Raw genomic sequence first — 15,207 nt, 5'->3', positions numbered from 1 at the left:
TGACAATTGCTCTTCCAGAATATCGATACTGGTGCGCTCGATGCATGCGCGATCCTGGAACCAGTACTCGTCCGCCTTTATCACTTTCCCGCCATCACTATAGATGACGAGACCGGGCTGGGCTTGACTAGCAATCTGTCAGCGACGTTCGGCTCCGAAAGGCTCGACAATTTCGCGACTTCCATGACCAGGGGATGGAGCGACGACTTCTCGTCGCCCCCGCCTGAAACGGGCGCACTTCATGCCGTGTAAGAAGCTAGTTGACCACGGCGTAGGCGACGGGCCTGGATCGTACTGCCGGAACAGACGCGGGCTGCTCTGGTGAATTTAGCTGAGCACCAGCCAGGTCGAAAGCGTGTTCCTTTGTTGAAATAGATTCCTCAGAAGCGGCTTGACCCTTTTTAGGTCTGCGAGACCATCAGCCGCAATTCCGATCAGGCGATTTTGCTATCTGATGAATGGCCGGTGCACCAAGCCGGCCGTTAGCAACGAACGTCGACCTCTAAATTCCATTCTTTAAGGCCTGCACCGCTTAAGTAATCTGGCTCCATACTCCTTGAGCGCACAGAGACCGTTCACAAGGCGCATGTCCTCGATTCTGTTACACGGCACTTCGAGCAGCCGCGGACTCGCGAACACCAATGAGAGAACCTGGGCACGCGAGATGGCAACATTGATGCGATTGAGACTGAAAAGAAACTCCACTCCCCGCGGAATCTCATCGCCCGGAAGATGTTGTCATCGAAACGATGCAAATCGGCGCCTCTTACTTCGCGGCCGAGCTCAGTTCATCGTCCGGCCCTCCGAAGTGTTCCGCGATCGAGTTCGCCAAAGTGTCGGCCAGCGCTAGGCGCCCCGCTCTGCGAGCTCCCTTCTGCAGGCACTGCAACAAGTTCTTCTTGTCGAGAAGTCGGGCGATCTGCTCGGCCAGGTTCTCATCGTCCCCCAACCGCTCCCGTATCCTGGCAGCCTTCTCGTCAAAGAGCTCCGGGAACCAGCCGTCGCGGCCCAGGTAGAAAAGCGCCTCAAGGTCGGCCGCTTCCTCGCGGCGTATCACGGCGGAGAGCGACTTCGTCGCCGCTCGCAGCTCCTTCGAATGCTTGATCAGGTCTTCGGCCTTGATGTCCGAACCAAGAATGATTCTCGGCTTCCTGTCGGCCGGCGGCGGGTGCAGCTTGCGCCACTCCCGGACGACGAGAAGGATCTCCTCATCGGTCAGATTCGGAAGCTCCGTTTCTGCTCCCAGCATTCCCATCATCTCGCGGCTCGTCTTGATGGCGTCGATGGCTTTGGCGAACTGCTTGTTACTCAACCTGAAACGCTCCTTGACTGCCTCCTTGGCGATGATGAAAGCATCGGATCGCCATTCCGAAAGGGCCGGCATCATCTTCGCGATCGACACGAGGTCGGAGCGGGAGCACCGTGGCGTGTGCGCCTTCCCGGCGCATTCGTCCACGAAATCGATCGTTCGGTTCTTGAAGGCTTCGATCAGCTCGTTCAGTTGCTTGAGGCTGTCTCGGATCACTCCGATATTGGCGAGCGACTCGCCCTTTAGGCTTGTTTCGCCCTTGCGATTGACGTGATACCGGAGTTCCTGCCCGTCGTCGTCGATGCGGGCGAGGCTCTCAACGAAAGGTCGCAAAGCCTGCAGGTGTTGGCGAATTTTCTCATCCCCCACATCGCCCGCGACCAGGAAGTCGTAGTGGCTCTGGATGTCATGATTTACGGGATGTCCGCTCGGAATGGCGCCGAAGGCCGCGAGCTGGCCGACGACATACTTCAGAATCAATTCGACAGCGTGCCTCGCATTATAGAGAATCGGAAGTACGAGAGTGTCGCGCTTGCCCAACATCTTCTTCTCGATGATCGCGTTGGCGAGTTCCCAGGCTGCTTCAATGTAACCATCTACGTAATGAAGCTCATCGCCCTGACTTCCGATGCAGGCGTTCCAGGTACTGTCACCGGAAAGTTCGAAAAACGGATCTTCGCTCATGGCGTCAGCAACTTTTGCTCGAGCTGCGATATGGCTGGAAGAGAGGCTACAAGTTGGTCGGTAGTGCGTCCGGTCGGTGACAAGGAACGGACCATCATTCCTCGCAACCTTCGATCTCTGGGAATATGTCGCCGAAATCTACGTTCACGGATGGGTCATCCAATTCAAGGTGAGCTAAAGTGCAGTCATCAGGGGCTTCCGCTCGTATGCTCCCGAGAACATTGACGCGAAACTCCGTCATAACGCTCTCGCGGCTCGCTCCCACCTTGTGGGCATGGGCCGCATCGGCGTAGTGATAGAACTCGGCCCTCACGCGAGCGGAGATCTCGACCGTCATCTGGACCACGAAACCATCCTTCTGAGTTTGTATGATCTTGAAAGAGTCGTTCGTCGCAATTAGGCTGATGTGCTTCGGTTCGATGGCGTAATCGACCACGTCCCAGTAGAATTCGTCGGAATATGCCTCGATCTCGGGCTCGATTTCCTCGATCTCTCTAGCCAGGCGCTTGTCCAATTCGCTTTTGAAGTCTTGCCGACCTCCCGCAGATATCGCGCCCAGCAATGACGCGACCAACCGGCGGGCGCTTTCGGTGTGTGCCTGAAAGCCCTGGAGCGCGCTCGACACATCCTGTTCCGTGTCGATCCACTCCGACCTGCCGCAAAATGCGATCCAGCCCTTGTCGCGCGTGATCGCCAGCAGCTTCTTGCTGTTGCTCTTCGCCCAATCCTCTAGTGTGATAAGAGCGATGGCGTCCGGAAATTCGTGTTTCTTGCCCTCCTCGAATGGCGTCTCGATCGCAAAATACATGGCGATCAAGCGCTCGATGTCGGCGCCCGAAGCGCGGACGATCTCACAAGCCGTGCTTTCCATCCACTTTTTAAGGTTGCGGTCCGCTGCGGCTGAGGCGTCGAGACCATCTTGCGTGAGACTTCTGAGCGATGACAGCGTTCCCTCATCGAATAGTTGTGAGAGACCGCTACGGCGTATGGCGACTTCCAGATCCTTCTTGGCGAGGTCGGCCTCCTCCTTGAGATGCCGGAGCACTTCCTTCTGAACAATTTCGGACAGCACGAACCTCGCCGAGCCTTCGGCGAACTGCTTGAACTGCGCAAGGAGACCGCGTTCGAGATTCAAGTGCTTCTGCTTGAATATGTTGGTATCCAGCGTGACAGCATCGTATTTCACGCTTGCGCTCCTCTTCACCGACGTACTGAATTGCGCGTCTTTCTGAAGCCCACCCGGCCTACTGACGCTGATGACAAACTTGCACGCGGTGCGGCAGCCTTAAAACCAAATTATGGTCGCTCGACCGCCCAGAGACGCCCCGCGACGCCTTTCTCCCGGTTACGTTCCGCGGAGCGAGGCATCGTCGCCGCGATACCTGTTATCTTGGCACCAGGGACCGGTTGCCGTTCGAGACGGCGATACCAATTTCCTGGGCATGGTGCGAGAGCAATGCGACGTTCGCGCTTCCAGGCTTGAACGCGGGGCCGAACGTGAGCAGGAGATCATGCGTCCGCGTACGGTTCAAGGATCCGAGCGTGGATCCATCGCCGGCGGAGAACCGGACGAGCTTCCACACGGGGTTGATCGTGCCGGTAGAGATCACGACGAACTTGACGTGGTAGGACAGTACGTCTTGCTTGAACGTGTCTCCGGCATCCTTCGGCAGAGCCGAGGACGGAAGCGCTAATTCGGACTGCAACCGATCGCGCAGCCACTCGGATATTCCCAATTGGCTCTCTAAGAGGAGCGACGAGCCGTGAAACGAAGGACGGTCTTGATCGCAGGTGCCTCCAGAAAACTTCCGAAGCTTGTCGAGATTCCAATAGTTTCCAAATTTATCCTCCCGCGTGCCTTGGGAAGAGAGCGTCCCGCCGAGCCCCAGCGAGCGCGATTGACTATCTGCCAAAGGTTCTATGAAGGATACCCCTGGGTTCAGGGCGCCAGTCTCGTCGACCTGGAGATCGACGGTCGTCTGCACGCCCCATCGAGTGGGCAACAGCGTGTCATTGTCGTGCACCGCTTGGACGATGTCACAGTAGATCTTTTCGCGTACCTTGAATTCGAGATCACCTCCTGCGGTCAGCACGGGTGTGCGCGAGGTTTCCCATGCCTCCTGCATCTGCGGCACGTATGTTCCGCATCCCGCCAGAGACAGCGCCAGAGTCAATGCTGCCAAGGCGGCCTTTTTTTGCCTCATGATGTCCTCCCAGTCACTGCTGCTGCGACTTCTTCAGCGCGTCGAAGAGTGATTGCAGAGGGACACCGTTGATGCTGAAGTTATCGAAGTGCGCGGCGCAGGTCCAAAGACAGGAGGTCCGCCCGCTATCGGTGCTTTTGGCGACGTTGCAGGATGCCCTTTCGCAATTCATTTCTCGCGCGGGAAGGATGTCCTGGCAGGTCGGCTCCTTCTGCCTCGGGCAGAGGATCTCATCGCTGATAGCTGAACGCGAAAAACTAAAAACAAGAAGAATTGCAATGACAGACGAACGCACCATGCTGGCCCCCAACCATTGGAATGCAATTGAAAATTGCCGCACATCATCGAAACAATCAAGGTATGAATGCCGCCTTGTCGGCAAGAACGGTGGCCAGATAGCTGGTCAAAGCGCGTCGGCCGGGCCTAAGGCGCTGCAATCATAGTTTCATCCGACCCGCGGCAGAGGGAGCGATGGCGACCACACTCCCTCACGCTCGGGTCGTTTTGAACCGTCGTCCGAATTCGAGCCCAGTTCGAGGAGGGAGCCAGCAATAACGAGCCATCTGCCATCTCAGCGCGGTTTCCGGCGTTGCCTGCCCGAACGCGGACGCGAAGCGCGGAATACCGGAATCGGTACCGCGCATTCGCCGCGGCCTTGCCTATCCTAACGCACACTTCGCATCACGGCCTGCAGCCGCTCTCTCGCTTCGGAACTTCCTCAGGGACACCAACCTCCTGCTGAAGAAGTTTTAGGAGCTGATTTCATTCCCGAAAGCCGGATTTCAACGCCTGGAGCTAGGAAGCATAGCCCGCGCGCGTTCACGTGCTTCTCTACGGCGCTCGCGCCGAAGCTTCGCTCGCTCGGAACGTTGCGGCAACGGAGGCACCGGTGCGTCGGCCATTTCGGGCGGAGCCGTCTCGAGGATTTGCTCGACACCAGGGCGGGCTTCCATGAATTCCAAAATCGCACCGCTGTCTACCGGCGATCTGCCAACCACCGCTCTCGCGCTCGACCAGCCCTTGCGAAAAGATATCGAGGTCCGGCACTCGCGATGTAGCCGCTTGGTGCGATCCGACCAGTCCTTTCCGCTGGTAGCCAGGATTGCCATATCGCGCTTGAGATCGGCCATCACGGCGAATCCCTCCGGATAGCTCACCAGGACCTTCAGCACCGTGACCTGAAAGTTCACCTCGCCCCGTCCGGTCAGCGCCACATCGTGAGCGCCCGCATGAGGGCATCGCGGCCGACCTGCCTGAGAGCCTCGGGAGATACCGCCCCCTTTGTGGCGGCCTCCAGAATCCTGGAAGCGACATGCGTGCGCGCTCCGATCTCGCGCGGCGAAACGCTGCGCCATCTACCGAGGGCCGCAGGCCTGATCAGGCGTGCGCCAGGGGCACATCGCGTCAATGGAAAATGGCACACGTCCTCGAGGTGAGAACGTCGTGGACCTGATGGACGCGCTGCGCAAGAGCATCGGAAGAGAGGGGGCGACCGCGACAGAGGCACCCAAGAAATCAGGAAAAAAGCGGCGCAAGGCGGCGTAGAATCCTCTTGTGGTTTTATCGTAGAGGCGCCGGCCCCGGCCAGCGGAGGCCCCATGGTTTTCCAGCCCGACAATGCCCCCGACCTCACCTTCACACGCCCGATGTCGATCGAGCTAGAAGGCAAGACCTTCGACAAGGGCATCCTCTACTGGAATCCGCTCCTGTTCGAGCTCGTCCGGATGGCTGGTCTCAAAGGGGTCAAAGGCGAAAAGCTGAAGCACATGCTGCTCTGCAACTTCGTCGACGGCGAGGCGGACGCTTCACAGGGCTACCGGTTCATCAAGGAGGCCGGACTGTCAGTCCAAGGGCAGGCGGCCAATCCCGCCTGGAAGACGATCTACCACCTCGTACGCACCCTCGGACTGTCGCTGGATGTCGTGTTCATCTGGGACGACAAGGCAAAGGCAGCCTTCCCAGGCAAGACTGGCCGTATGAGGTACACGCCGTGACACCTGAGCCGTCTCCGGCCACGGGGGACGGCTCCCTTGCCTGGCTCGGATTTGTAATTCTCGCCTGAAGATCGGTCGCACGTCAGCTACGCTGATTTAGGTATTGAGATACCTATATTAACTTCGGAAGGTATTTCGCGCGCGTAGCAATAACTATGCCGGGTCTGCGGACTCCGGTAACGATTCGTTAACCATATTCTGGAGTCCGTTAACCATACGTGTGTTGCGCTCGGAATCGAGAAAGACTACATTCCGATTCCGATGGCGAGTGTTCGAGACATGTTGGTGGCGCGTAAGGGTGAGCTGGAGGCCAAGATGCAGCCGCTCTATCCCGAGACTGCGCGGCTGCGGAAAGAACTGATCGAGAAGGAAGGACTGATCAACGAGATCCAAGACGAGCTTCGTCAAATCCTCGCGCTGCTGAAGAAGCTCGACGAGGACAGCGTGAAGAAGAAACCGCCGACGATCATGGAAGCTGTGCTGGAAATTCTGCGACACAAGCCACTCGGCATGACGGCGCAGGAAATCCTGGCGGAGCTGAACGAGAAGTACTTCGACGGGAAGATCGCGCGGCACAGTCTTTCGCCGCAACTGTCGCGGTTGAAGGATCGCGACAAGAAAGTGGAACTGCGGGGCAACCGCTGGTTCCGTCTACCAGACGAACCATCGTTGTTTCCGCCAAAAAGTTAAGGCCCCGGATTGTCCGAGGCCCTCACCTGGTCGGGTGCATACCGGCGATGTCGTCGCCAGAGCGGAGATTGGTAGGTCGACTATGAGTTTAGATCCGTGCTTCGGCGGGTACTTTGGGGCTGCAACCCTTCTGTACGTTCCGAGGCTCATAATAGCCTGATCTACCGTTCGGAGCGTCTTCGGGCGCTCCTTCGGCTCCCATACATATTGTGTTCGCAACTCGTGTCAAGCGACACGACGACTTTGCTTGATCTTTCGATTTTAAGACGAGCGCGAGCGCATCACAACTTGTTTTCATTCATAGCGAGCTTCATCGCCTGCTACAGGCTCCGCTCGCGCGTCACAAGGACAACTATCAATGCCAAATCCAAATGAGAATAACCCCGGCCATGGCGGTGACAGTCCCGGCCACGGACCGGCACCGGTCACAATTATTGTGAACGGTACTGCCTATGAAGTGCCGAAAGAGAAGATCTCCTATGAGGAGTTGCTTCAGCTGATCGGTGCCCCGCCCCTGCCCGAAGGTAAGCGGTACTCGGTCGTGTACAGCAAGGGCAACTCGGGCAAGCCGACCGGCACGCTGCTCGAAGGTGAATCGGTGCAAGTGAAGAAAGACATGGAGTTCGATGTCACACCGGCTAATCGCTCATAGCCGCGATCTCCTTCAGTTACGGAATGAAGGGCTCCACCTTGCAATCCTTCACGGCTACTTGCACATCAGGGACGTGCCCTATGTGACAGCGGTTGGTGTGGTGCGCGAGGATGGAGTCCTCATCTCGCAACTGGAGACCACCGTGGCCGACGGCCACGAGGTCGCTGCGAAACCCACGAAGCATGTCGCTTACTGGATTGGCGAGCACCCTTGCCATGCCAATGGCGATAAGATTCGTAGCTTCGAAAACCCCAGTGGACCGGAGGACCTTGGCGGCGGACTGAAATCGAATTTCACGTTCTCTGCCAAGGCAGACTACAAGGACTACTGGCACAAGATGCGAGCGTACCTCGGCTGGATCGTCGGCGAAGCGCAAAAACTTCGACCCGAGGTGAAGGCCGAGACGTTCCCGGTGTACGCGACCGACGCAGAGGATGACGATGTATTCAACTACATCGACACCGCCGCAAGTCGCGTTCACATTGCTGCCGACAACGAAAAACTGGAGGGTCACCGCGTCGCAATCGTTGGCGTCGGCGGCACCGGTTCCTATGTGCTCGATCTGGTCGCCAAGACACGGGTTGCTGAAATTCGGCTGTTCGACGGCGACACCTTCGATCCACACAACGCCTTCCGTGCTCCGGGTGCCTGGTCGCTCGCGGAGCTGGAGCAGAAGAAGTCGAAGGTGGATAATCTGTTCGGCATCTATAGCAAGCTGCGACGGAAGGGCTTGGTGAAGCATTCGGTCCCCCTGGGACCGGATAATCTTCACCTGCTGGAAGGATTGAACTTCGTCTTTCTCTGCCTCGATGCAGGAAAGGCAAAGCGAGCCATTGTTGATTGGCTGGGTGCGCATGGCATCTCGTTCATTGACGTGGGTCTCGGCATCATTCGAGGGCCGAACGGCTTGCAAGGCATCGTGCAGGTCGTTTCCAGCACGGCTCAAAAGCGCGACCACATCGATCGGCGGATGTCGTTTGGCGACGAGGCGGAAGAAGAAAACGACTACGAGACGAACATCCAGATTGCGGAGCTCAATGCCTTGAACGCTGCATTCGCTGTTATCCGGTGGAAGCGCTTCCTTGGCTTCTACCGCGACGCCGGCAAGGAATTTTTCTCGAGCTATCAGATCGCAACGGGTGAACTGTGCAATGAGGAACAGTCTGGCTAGACGGCATCACATCGAACCCAAATTCGTCGAGTACATACCGAAAGAACTGGACGAGGGGATTATCTATGTGTCGCAGCGGTTCAAAACCGCGTCGCATCTGTGTTGCTGCGGCTGCGGCCAGAAAGTCGTCACTCCGCTTAATCCGGCGAAGTGGCGACTGACTGTCCACGGCGCGACCGTCTCGCTTGACCCCTCAATCGGTCTGGGTACCCTTCCGTGCCGTTCTCACTATTGGATACGCCAGTCCCGAATAGACTGGTACGCTGACATGACGGACGAACAGACGGCTTGGGCGCAGCGATCAGATGAATACGCAAGCAAGGTATTCACAGGTGAGATCAAGCCGCCTCCGCCACGGCGCCCGGCTGGATGGTTTGCTGCAGGAATCCGCAAATTCATCGATGGCGTGGTCGCCTTCTTCCGTTCGCTTTGGAAGTGAGCGTCGCAAAACGACGCTCAGGTAAAGCGCTCGCCGTAGGTCTCCTCGTCTTCAATGACGCTGAAAGTCCGCGGCTACTCGCCGAAGGAGTCGCCTTCGACCTCCTGTACCTGAACGGCCGCGATCTCCGGAAGCTGCCGCTCGTCAAGCGCAAAACCGAGCTCAAGAAGATCATAGAGGGCACCGAGATCCAGTTCAGCGAGAGCTTCGAGATCGATGGTCGCGAGATGTTCGCGCACGCCTGCAAGGTCGGACTGGAGGGAGTGGTCTCGAAGGTCCGCGACAGCGCGTAGGCCATCGCAGAAGCTTCTTTCATATCCATGCGGTCCTCCTATTCCGACCTCACGCTGACTTCCGCTGCGGCTTGGCCGCCGACTTCTTCGCCGCCGTCTCCTTGGGCTTCTTGCCCTCGATCGGCATCAGCATCTCCTTCTGACCACTCGATGCCTTGCGCGGTTTCTTGGCTGGCTTTGCGGCCTTTGCCGGCGAGGCTTCCCGGCCGACGCTCCGCCGCAGCGCCTCCATCAGGTCGACCACGTTGGTCGCCGCCGGCCGCTCCTTCGGAGTGATCGGCTTGCCGGCGCGCTTCTTGTTGATCAGGTCAATGAGCGCCGTCTCGTAGTGGTCCTCGAACTTTTCGGGCTCGAAGCGCCCTGCCTTTTGGTTCACGATGTGCCGGGCCAGGTCGAGCATGTCCTTGGTCACTTTGACGTCCTGGATCTCGTCGAAATATTCCTGCTCGCTGCGCACCTCATACGGGTAGCGCAGCAGCGTGCCGACGAGACCTTTGTCCAGCGGCTCGAGCGCGATGATATGCTCGCGATTGGTGAGCACCACCCGGCCGATTGCGACCTTATCCATCTCGCGGATGGTCTCGCGAATCACGGCGAAGGCATCGTGGCCCACCTTTCCGTCCGGACGCAGGTAGTAGGGGCGGATCAGATAGCGCGGATCGATGTCGGACTTGTCGACGAATTCGTCGATCTCGATGGTGCGCGTGGACTCGAGCGCGATGTCCTCGAGCTCATCTTTGGTGACCTCGATGTACTGGCCCTTGTCGAGTTCGTACCCCTTGACGATGTCCTCGTTGGGCACCTCGTCGCCCGTGTCGGCGTCGACCTTGAGATACTTGATGCGGTGGCCGGTCTGCCGGTTGAGCTGGTTGAAGCTGATCTTCTCCGACTCGGAAGTGGCCGGATAGAGCGCCACCGGGCACGTCACGAGCGACAAACGCAGGAAGCCTTTCCAGTTGGCACGGGGGGCCATGTACGCAGAACTCCGGTTCGAGACGGCCTGGATTCAAGACGAACGGCAGACCATGGTTCCGACAACGGCTGCCTCGCCATAGGGGCCAATTTTTCGGTCCGGGACTCGACTCTTTTGTTCTTGTTATGTTCTAATTGGGCATGACCGATCGAGTTGGCCGCTCCGGAGACTTGATCGTGTGCAATCTCTACTCGATGACAAAAAACGTGGACGCGATCCGCCGCCTGTTCGGCGCACTGAACAGCCACGTCGGCAACCTGCCGTCGATGCCAGGCATTTTTCCTGACTACCCTGCACCGATCGTACGCAACGGTGCCGAGGGACGCGAGATCGTCATGGCTCGGTGGGGCATGCCCTCGTCGGCCAAGGCGCTCATGGACGCGACGAAAAAGCGAGCAGAGAAACTCGAGGCGAAGGGGAAGCCCGTCGACTTCAAGGGGCTACTCCGAATGGAGCCGGATGGCGGCACAACCAACATCCGCAACGTGAACAGCGCGCATTGGAAACGGTGGCTTGGTCCGGAGAACCGCTGTCTGGTGCCGTTCACCTCGTTCAGCGAGTACGACACCGTCGACGGTAAGGAGGTGCCGGTCTGGTTCGCTGCGGACGAGAACCGGCCGCTGCTAGCGTTCGGCGGCTTGTGGACCAACTGGACATCGGTCCGGAAGGCCAAGGAAGGTGAGGTCAGGATCGACGTGTTCGGATTCCTCACTACGGAGCCCAACGCTGAAGTCGGCCGTGTCCATCCGAAGGCGATGCCGGTGATCCTGACGAAGCCCGAGGAGTACCACGCCTGGATGCGCGCCCCTTGGGAGGCGGCTAAGGCGCTACAGCGGCCGCTGCCCGACGGAGCGCTGACGATCGTCGCCACGGGCGAGAAGGAAGATCCAGCGCCCGCCTCCTGAGCGCGGGTCATAGCCAGCTGCTGGCGCGTTGGAATTCGCGGCTGTGCACATGCCGGCGGAACACGTGGACAAGCGGCAGCTCTAGCGATTTCGAATCCCTGCCTTGTGCTAACCGCCGGGAACGACGCGGGCGGCACAAGGATTCGTTCCGCGGGAGCGATCTCGATGCTGATGACGAAACAGAGAAGACCGGCGATTCGGACCCTGCGCGGCTGGGCGATCTCCGTGCTGCAGGAAGCCGGCGCCATCCGCAAATGCGAGGAGCACGGCTGGATGCAGGATCGTGCCGACCCGCACGCGCGCGAGCGCGCCGTCGAGATCGCTCGTGAAGAGTCGCCGAGCGGGGTTTCTCCGGACGATGCTGTTGCAGAAGTCCGCGAGGTACTGGATTCTATCGGCGATACTTGCCCGGAGTGTCCGCCTTAGAACAGGATCTAACGCTGCGACGAGAGCACTGCGATATCTGTAATCTACAGTTGGTTCCGGTCCGATTCAGCGCAAGGCCACTCGAACGCGCCCTACCACAAGATCATCCATATCGACATGGATGCATTCTATGCATCCGTGGAACAGCGCGACGCCCGGACCTGCGCGGAAGGCCGGCCGCGGTGGGCGGCTCGAGGAGCCGTCGCCGCCGCGAGTTACGAAGCCCGCAAATTCGGAGTTCGCTCTGCAATGCCCTCAGTGAGGGCTAAGCGACAGTGTCCGGACCTGATCTTCGTCAAAAAGAACGGGTCCTGAATAAAGGCGCGCGGACTAACATCCGGTCCAAAAGCAATTGCAGCCAGCCCAGTCCTTATCTAAATCGCCCGCAATCAGGTTGAGCGGTTCTTCAAGCGAATCATGCGATGTCATCGGGGGCAACGCGCTACGACAAACTTGAGGCCAACTACGTAGCCATCGTCCAACCCGCATCAATCAGGCTATTGCTCCGCGCTAATGAGGCCACGACCTACAAGTTTTCCGGAACACCGGCAAGACGCAGACCATGATAGAACTTTTCGTAGATCCATTGCTCTCGACCAGCCTTGGCTCCGTCCCATGCGCCAATCGAAAAGCTCGGCGAGAGTTGTTGGAGTCGCTGAGTAGCGTTTCTCGCTGCTTCAAAGTCGCCAAGATACGCCGTCGCGATGGCCATGGCGGCCCAGCCAAAAACCCATCGTGGCATCTCATGAGCCGCTCGACGCGCGTACTCAAGAGCTTCTTCGTATTTCCCCTTCGCGATGTAGGCGTAAGCGAGGCCGCCGTGCGCAAATCCGAGCTGTAGGTCTAGCGGACTCAACGTTATGGAACGCAAAGAATGGTCTATGGCACTGTCGAGGGCTCCCACCCCACTCCGAACGTGACCACTGGAGCTTGGCTTCACCGGCGCGCGGCTGATCTCGGCCTGTGTGATGGAGACCTCGATCGCACCTACGACCCTCAAAGTCACCTCGTCCTGCAACGCGAACACGTCGTCTGGCGCGCCATCTATCTTGTCGGCCCACAAATGCGCGCCAGTGGCCGTTTCGACGAGCCGGACAGTGACGCGTATGCGCTCACCCGCCCTGCGCACGCTGCCTTCCAAGACATAGCGCACGCCGAGTTCTCGCCCGATCTGCTTGATGTCAACTGCCTTGTTCTTATAGTTGAAGCTCGAATTTCGGGCGATAACGAATAACCACTCGAAGTGCGACAGCGCCGTGATGATGTCTTCCGCTATGCCATCAGAAAAATAATCCTGCTCGGGATCAGCACACATGTTTCTAAACGGCAGCACCGCGATCGACGGCCCGCCGGGCGGCGGGAGAGGCTTGGTGGCTTCCGCGATTGGCGCGCTCGCGGCCGATATCAACCCGGCAGGACGCGTCCCATAAAGCCGCACCGGTCGGTCAATATTCCGCAATGACCTCTCGCCGAGATCGTAGAAGGCGAGTCTGGTTTTTCCGCGGACTTGCTCAAAAGCGCTGCCAGACAGGCACACGCCGCCCGGCTCGCATTCGTTCTCGACGCGGGCTGCGACATTGACGCCATCGCCGAAAATATCGCTGCCTTGGACAATGATATCGCCAACGTTGATACCGATCCGAAAAGTGATCTTTGGCTCTGTGCGCCCGCTACCTGCCCTCATCTGATCCTGCAAGACCAGCGCGCAGGTCACCGCGTCAACGGCGCTGGCGAACTCTATAAGCATCCCGTCGCCGGTGGTCTTAACGATGCGGCCGTAGTGCGCAGCGATGATTGGATCGACCACTTCGCGACGGAGGGATTTTAGGACGGCGAGAGTTCCGACCTCGTCGGCGCTCATGAGTCGCGAGTAGCCCTCGACATCTGCCGCCACTACCGCAGCCAGCCGCCGTTCGATACGTTTACCTGGCACGAAGCGCCTCGTTTTCGTCCCCGGCGGCCAGCAAACCAATTTTGGAAAGCTGAGCGCACCGCCCAACTCTCGCCCTGTCGCAGCCAGAGTGTTCATTGCCTTCTGAAAAAGTGGCTCTCCAAGAGGTTCGATAGACCGGGGCTGCGCTTGTCGATCGCTTCTGCCCTGCGCGAGGGAGCTGTCGTCGCTCTGGCCTGTCAGGATCGCGATAGGTCATGACCGGCGCGCCTCGGCGACGGCCAGCGTGTCGATGTACTGGCGGAACTCGGTGATCTTGCCGTCCTTAACGATCCAGACATGCGCATAGCGGGCTTCGACCTTTTTGCCCGTCGCGCCGTGTACCCCCGTGAAATCGCCGAGCGACACGACCGTGTTGCCCTCCGTAATGAATTCGGTGGGGACGAGCGCAAAGCTTGACCACTCCGCCACCAACGGCTTGAACAGACCTTCGGCCACGCGCTGGGGCCCGCGGCCATCGACCTTATAGTGCCACATCGTGATCCATTCGATGTCGGGCGCCATCAGGCACAGCGCGCCTGGCGCATCGCCGGCCGCCAGTCTGTCGTAGAAGCTTCGAACGATTGCGGTGGGTGTGGTCACGTTAGATCTCCTGAAAAGGCGGCACGACGCGGCGTGTCGGGATGTCAGCCGACGTGCTTGGCGAGAAAGTCGCGCATCGCTGCCGCGATCTCGCTTGCGTGGGTTTCGAGTGCGAAGTGACCGCTGTCGACGAAGCGGACGTCGGCCGAAGGCACGTCCCGCTTGAATGCTTCGGCACCGGGCGGAATGAAGAACGGGTCGTTCTTGCCCCAGACGGCGAGGACGGGCGGCTGATGTTGGCGCAGATAGGCTTGGATCGTATCGTACAGCGCCACGTTCGATCGATAGTCGAGTAAGAGGTCGAGCTGGATCTCGTCATTGCCTGGTCGCGCCAGATAGAAATCGTCCAGATTACGCCCGTCGGGCGGGACCCGGCTCGGGTCCGCCACGCCGTGCGTATATTGGAAAAGCGTCGTCTGCGGCGCCAGGAAGCCGCGCAGCGCGTCCCGGTTGGCCTGGATCGGTTCGTTCCAGTAGGTTCGGACTGGTGCGAAGGCGTCGGATACGCCCTCAAGATAGGTATTGCCGTTCTGGGTGACGATCGCGGTGATCCGCTCGGGGTGCTTCACCGCCAGTCGGAAGCCGACCGGAGCCCCGTAGTCGAAGACATAGATCGCGAACTTGTCCAGCCCGAGGACTTCGGTGAAGCGGTCGATCACCTTGGCGATGTTCTCAAATGTGTAGGTGAATCGATCGCGTGCCGGCTGCTCGGTCATGCCGAACCCGGGCAGATCAGGTGCAACGACGTCATAGCGATCGTCGAGTTGCGGAATCAGATCGCGGAACATGTGGCTTGCGGTCGGGAAGCCATGGAGCAGCAGAACGGTAGGCCGGGACGGATCACCGGCCCGACGGTAAAAGACCTCGAGGCCGTCGACATCGATGGCTTGGAAACTGAGTGGCATGTGGATTTCCTGAAGCTAGATTAGAGTTC

General features: G+C 59.0%; 16 protein-coding genes and 3 pseudogenes. 11 read left to right on the top strand and 8 right to left on the bottom strand.

Annotated elements, in window-relative coordinates; genetic code table 11:
* Positions 1–766: 766 nt before the first annotated feature.
* From AAFG16_RS08275 to AAFG16_RS08265, 3 genes are all read right to left on the bottom strand, one after another.
* Complete coding sequence (locus AAFG16_RS08275) at positions 767–1,993, bottom strand: hypothetical protein (RefSeq protein WP_342738613.1); 1,227 nt, start codon at positions 1,991–1,993, stop codon at positions 767–769.
* A 94-nt stretch (positions 1,994–2,087) separates the two neighbouring features.
* Positions 2,088–3,179, bottom strand: coding sequence for a PIN domain-containing protein (locus tag AAFG16_RS08270; RefSeq protein ID WP_342738611.1), 1,092 nt, complete (start codon positions 3,177–3,179; stop codon positions 2,088–2,090).
* A gap of 199 nt (positions 3,180–3,378) precedes the next feature.
* Positions 3,379–4,197 (bottom strand): hypothetical protein, encoded by an 819-nt coding sequence (locus tag AAFG16_RS08265; RefSeq protein WP_342738609.1) that lies wholly within the window; start codon positions 4,195–4,197, stop codon positions 3,379–3,381.
* A gap of 71 nt (positions 4,198–4,268) precedes the next feature.
* Here AAFG16_RS08265 and AAFG16_RS08260 point away from each other — a divergent pair, with 71 nt between their 5' ends.
* Positions 4,269–4,640 carry a hypothetical protein gene (locus tag AAFG16_RS08260; RefSeq protein WP_342738607.1) on the top strand — a complete coding sequence of 124 codons (372 nt, stop codon included), beginning with the start codon at positions 4,269–4,271 and terminating at the stop codon, positions 4,638–4,640.
* 339 nt (positions 4,641–4,979) lie between these two features.
* Here the strand turns inward: AAFG16_RS08260 and AAFG16_RS08255 are convergent.
* A pseudogene (locus tag AAFG16_RS08255) lies at positions 4,980–5,387 on the bottom strand (hypothetical protein).
* A gap of 232 nt (positions 5,388–5,619) precedes the next feature.
* Between AAFG16_RS08255 and AAFG16_RS08250 the strand changes: the two are divergent.
* From AAFG16_RS08250 to AAFG16_RS08220, 7 genes and pseudogenes are all read left to right on the top strand, one after another.
* Positions 5,620–5,739, top strand: a pseudogene (locus tag AAFG16_RS08250) (Ku protein); the annotation flags it as partial.
* Positions 5,740–5,795: 56 nt separating this feature from the next.
* Positions 5,796–6,191 carry a hypothetical protein gene (locus AAFG16_RS08245; RefSeq protein WP_342738606.1) on the top strand — a complete coding sequence of 132 codons (396 nt, stop codon included), beginning with the start codon at positions 5,796–5,798 and terminating at the stop codon, positions 6,189–6,191.
* A 315-nt stretch (positions 6,192–6,506) separates the two neighbouring features.
* A complete protein-coding gene (locus AAFG16_RS08240) occupies positions 6,507–6,881 on the top strand; it encodes a hypothetical protein (protein WP_342738605.1) in 375 nt (124 codons plus the stop codon).
* Between the two features lie 358 nt (positions 6,882–7,239).
* Entirely contained in the window at positions 7,240–7,533 is a 294-nt protein-coding gene (locus tag AAFG16_RS08235) for a multiubiquitin domain-containing protein (RefSeq protein ID WP_342738603.1), read from the top strand.
* Positions 7,508–8,704, top strand: a complete 1,197-nt coding sequence (locus AAFG16_RS08230; protein ID WP_342738601.1) for a ThiF family adenylyltransferase — start codon at positions 7,508–7,510, stop codon at positions 8,702–8,704. Before AAFG16_RS08235 ends, AAFG16_RS08230 begins: the two co-directional genes overlap by 26 nt.
* A complete protein-coding gene (locus tag AAFG16_RS08225; RefSeq protein WP_342738599.1) occupies positions 8,685–9,143 on the top strand; it encodes a DUF6527 family protein in 459 nt (152 codons plus the stop codon). Before AAFG16_RS08230 ends, AAFG16_RS08225 begins: the two co-directional genes overlap by 20 nt.
* Positions 9,144–9,232: 89 nt before the next feature.
* Positions 9,233–9,433, top strand: a pseudogene (locus tag AAFG16_RS08220) (DNA ligase); the annotation flags it as partial.
* 52 nt (positions 9,434–9,485) lie between these two features.
* Here AAFG16_RS08220 and AAFG16_RS08215 read toward each other — a convergent pair.
* Positions 9,486–10,409, bottom strand: a complete 924-nt coding sequence (locus AAFG16_RS08215; RefSeq protein WP_342738597.1) for a Ku protein — start codon at positions 10,407–10,409, stop codon at positions 9,486–9,488.
* Between the two features lie 176 nt (positions 10,410–10,585).
* Between AAFG16_RS08215 and AAFG16_RS08210 the strand changes: the two genes are divergently transcribed.
* The 3 genes from AAFG16_RS08210 (at position 10,586) to AAFG16_RS08200 (ending at position 12,055) form a co-directional block, all read left to right on the top strand.
* On the top strand, positions 10,586–11,314 hold the full coding sequence (locus tag AAFG16_RS08210) for an SOS response-associated peptidase family protein (RefSeq protein WP_342740872.1): 729 nt from the start codon (positions 10,586–10,588) through the stop codon (positions 11,312–11,314).
* Positions 11,315–11,479: 165 nt separating this feature from the next.
* The gene (locus AAFG16_RS08205; protein ID WP_342738595.1) at positions 11,480–11,740 is read left to right on the top strand and encodes a hypothetical protein; all 261 of its coding nucleotides are present in this window, start codon (positions 11,480–11,482) and stop codon (positions 11,738–11,740) included.
* 117 nt (positions 11,741–11,857) lie between these two features.
* On the top strand, positions 11,858–12,055 hold the full coding sequence (locus tag AAFG16_RS08200; RefSeq protein ID WP_342738593.1) for a hypothetical protein: 198 nt from the start codon (positions 11,858–11,860) through the stop codon (positions 12,053–12,055).
* Between the two features lie 211 nt (positions 12,056–12,266).
* On the opposite strand, the gene AAFG16_RS08195 is transcribed toward AAFG16_RS08200, so the two are convergent.
* The 3 genes from AAFG16_RS08195 to AAFG16_RS08185 all read right to left on the bottom strand — a co-directional run bounded on the left by AAFG16_RS08195 (position 12,267) and on the right by AAFG16_RS08185 (position 15,178).
* Complete coding sequence (locus tag AAFG16_RS08195; protein WP_342738591.1) at positions 12,267–13,673, bottom strand: adenylate/guanylate cyclase domain-containing protein; 1,407 nt, start codon at positions 13,671–13,673, stop codon at positions 12,267–12,269.
* A gap of 213 nt (positions 13,674–13,886) precedes the next feature.
* A complete protein-coding gene (locus AAFG16_RS08190) occupies positions 13,887–14,273 on the bottom strand; it encodes a nuclear transport factor 2 family protein (protein WP_220003191.1) in 387 nt (128 codons plus the stop codon).
* Positions 14,274–14,317: 44 nt separating this feature from the next.
* Positions 14,318–15,178: an alpha/beta hydrolase gene (locus AAFG16_RS08185; RefSeq protein ID WP_220003190.1), complete on the bottom strand. Its 861-nt coding sequence runs from the start codon at positions 15,176–15,178 to the stop codon at positions 14,318–14,320.
* Positions 15,179–15,207 lie beyond the last annotated feature (29 nt).

Source organism: Bradyrhizobium sp. B117, assembly GCF_038969555.1.
In the GTDB taxonomy this organism is placed as follows: domain Bacteria; phylum Pseudomonadota; class Alphaproteobacteria; order Rhizobiales; family Xanthobacteraceae; genus Bradyrhizobium.
This window is presented reverse-complemented; position numbering and strand designations above follow the sequence as displayed.

What these genes read in the sequence shown, in the direction of transcription:
- AAFG16_RS08275 (WP_342738613.1), bottom strand. Translation starts at nt 1,993, where the DNA reads ATGAGCGAAGATCCGTTTTTCGAACTTTCCGGTGACAGTACCTGGAAC.
- AAFG16_RS08265 (WP_342738609.1), bottom strand. Translation starts at nt 4,197, where the DNA reads ATGAGGCAAAAAAAGGCCGCCTTGGCAGCATTGACTCTGGCGCTGTCT.
- AAFG16_RS08260 (WP_342738607.1), top strand. Translation starts at nt 4,269, where the DNA reads ATGCTGAAGTTATCGAAGTGCGCGGCGCAGGTCCAAAGACAGGAGGTC.
- AAFG16_RS08245 (WP_342738606.1), top strand. Translation starts at nt 5,796, where the DNA reads ATGGTTTTCCAGCCCGACAATGCCCCCGACCTCACCTTCACACGCCCG.
- AAFG16_RS08240 (WP_342738605.1), top strand. Translation starts at nt 6,507, where the DNA reads ATGCAGCCGCTCTATCCCGAGACTGCGCGGCTGCGGAAAGAACTGATC.
- AAFG16_RS08235 (WP_342738603.1), top strand. Translation starts at nt 7,240, where the DNA reads ATGCCAAATCCAAATGAGAATAACCCCGGCCATGGCGGTGACAGTCCC.
- AAFG16_RS08230 (WP_342738601.1), top strand. Translation starts at nt 7,508, where the DNA reads ATGTCACACCGGCTAATCGCTCATAGCCGCGATCTCCTTCAGTTACGG.
- AAFG16_RS08225 (WP_342738599.1), top strand. Translation starts at nt 8,685, where the DNA reads ATGAGGAACAGTCTGGCTAGACGGCATCACATCGAACCCAAATTCGTC.
- AAFG16_RS08215 (WP_342738597.1), bottom strand. Translation starts at nt 10,409, where the DNA reads ATGGCCCCCCGTGCCAACTGGAAAGGCTTCCTGCGTTTGTCGCTCGTG.
- AAFG16_RS08205 (WP_342738595.1), top strand. Translation starts at nt 11,480, where the DNA reads ATGCTGATGACGAAACAGAGAAGACCGGCGATTCGGACCCTGCGCGGC.
- AAFG16_RS08200 (WP_342738593.1), top strand. Translation starts at nt 11,858, where the DNA reads ATGGATGCATTCTATGCATCCGTGGAACAGCGCGACGCCCGGACCTGC.
- AAFG16_RS08185 (WP_220003190.1), bottom strand. Translation starts at nt 15,178, where the DNA reads ATGCCACTCAGTTTCCAAGCCATCGATGTCGACGGCCTCGAGGTCTTT.